This is a genomic window from Staphylococcus sp. GDY8P47P (assembly GCF_016892225.1).
Taxonomy (GTDB): Bacteria; Bacillota; Bacilli; order Staphylococcales; family Staphylococcaceae; genus Staphylococcus; species Staphylococcus borealis.
Genome location: NZ_JAFENV010000063.1, coordinates 1 through 1,957, shown reverse-complemented (window position 1 = coordinate 1,957; position 1,957 = coordinate 1). Strand labels below are relative to the sequence as shown.

At 24.8% G+C, this 1,957-nt stretch carries 2 protein-coding genes; both read right to left on the bottom strand.

Annotation, left to right across the window (positions count from 1 at the left end; translation table 11 throughout):
- Positions 1–100: 100 nt before the first annotated feature.
- Positions 101–1,540 carry a bifunctional aminoglycoside N-acetyltransferase AAC(6')-Ie/aminoglycoside O-phosphotransferase APH(2'')-Ia gene (locus tag JVV30_RS13075; protein WP_001028144.1) on the bottom strand — a complete coding sequence of 480 codons (1,440 nt, stop codon included), beginning with the start codon at positions 1,538–1,540 and terminating at the stop codon, positions 101–103.
- Positions 1,541–1,957, bottom strand: a 417-nt coding sequence (locus tag JVV30_RS13070; RefSeq protein ID WP_044435618.1) for a GNAT family N-acetyltransferase, incomplete at its 5' end; no start/stop codon positions are given. It abuts the gene before it with no gap.

Sequence of the window (1,957 nt, the reverse complement as noted above, 5' to 3'; positions counted from 1 at the left end):
CACAGGAGTCTGGACTTGACTCACTTCCTTTATTATTTTTCATTTTTTTAAACTATTTAATACTAATGTCTTTTATAATAGCTTTTCATATATTATATAATCAATCTTTATAAGTCCTTTTATAAATTTCTTTTCTACCATTTTCGATAAATTCCTGTTTAATATTTTTAATTCCATAAACAATAGTTTCAATAGGATAATATTCTTCAACTATATCTTGATATTCTTTTGCTTTCTCAATATCTATATTTCCATACATTCTTAATATATCTTCTCCAAAATTTGTTCCTATTTCTTCTTCACTATCTTCAAGTAAGTATATAAAATCACAATATTCATCTATAATTCCAGAATCTCCAAAATCAATTATTCCAGTTAATCTATTATTGCCATCTAACAATAGATGATTACAACTAAAATCATTATGGCATAAACACTTTTTACCCTCAAAAACTGTTGTTGCATTTAGTCTTTCCATAAAACTTTCTATATAATCTTTTTCTATATCAGTTAAATCATTATAAATAGTTTCACGCAACAATATATACTCTTCTAATACATTTTGTTTATTATCAATAGTACATTCACTAATATCTGTATAATCTAAACCGTGCATTTGTCTTAAAAAACTGGCAATATCTCGTTTTAACAAATTTTGTTCTTCTTCTGACATAGTAGAATAAATTTCTGGTGTTAAAAAAGTTCCTTTAATTTCTTTATAACCTAGTATAGATAATTCATCACTAATATACGAATATTCAATATTAGGAATTTTTACATTAGTTTCTAAATTTGTATTTAAAAAATTATATATTGCTTTTTCTTTTGCATAACCTTTTTTCTTATTAGTACTAAATTTTGTTTTAAAAATGTATTCATTATTAACTAAATATGCCACACTATCATAACCACTACCGATTATTTCAATACTATCTACTTTGAAATTATCAAAGTAATGCTCAATTAAATATTTCATTGCCTTAACATTTGTGGCATTATCATCATATCTATATTCCATTAAATAACAATCTTCTTTTTTGCCCTCGTGTAATTCATGTTCTGGCAAATCTTCAATAATTCTAAAACCAGATTTTTGGTATGCCCTTATTGCTCTTGGATTATTTTTATGAGGGTCTAAAATAACTGCATTAGCATTTCTTTCTTTTTTCAAAAATTCAAAAATCAATTTAATATATCTTGTACCAATTCCTTTACTCCAATAATTTGGCTCTCCTATAAATTGATCCATACCATAGACTATCTCATCAGTTTTTGGATAATGATAATCAGTATATAACTCATCATACATTTTATATATTTGTCCATATCCAATAGGAACATTGTTATATTCAATAATTACTCTAAAAACTTCATCTTCCCAAGGCTCTGTATAATGTTTTTTTAATGATTCTAATGTATATTTTTTATCTCTACCACCATAAAATTCTAATACTCTTTCATCAGTTAACCATTTTAACATCAAAGGAAAATCATCATCTATTAAAGTTCTTATACATATTTCATTTTCAACTATATTCATTTATTTATCACCTTTTTCATAATCATATACATATACTATTTCATCTTTATAATCATTTTTACCACCTAATTTTTCATATACATGGCAAGCTCTAGGATTACCTTTATCAGTTATTAAAAACATTTCAGAACAACCAATCTCTTTAGAATATTCCTTAATAAAAGATAATAATTTTGAACCATAACCTTTGTCTTGATAGTTAGGTAACATTCCTATTGAGTGTAAATAAAACATTGTTTTTCCATCAGGTCTTAAAAGTGTATAGCAATATGCAAATCCTATAATTTTATTATTTTCTTTAGCTATAAACCCAAATGAACTGGTATCATTAAGAAATCCTTTTAAATTATCAATATCAAAAACCATATTATCATCAATTAAAACTTCTTCCATAAACTCAGTCAAGTCCAGACTCCT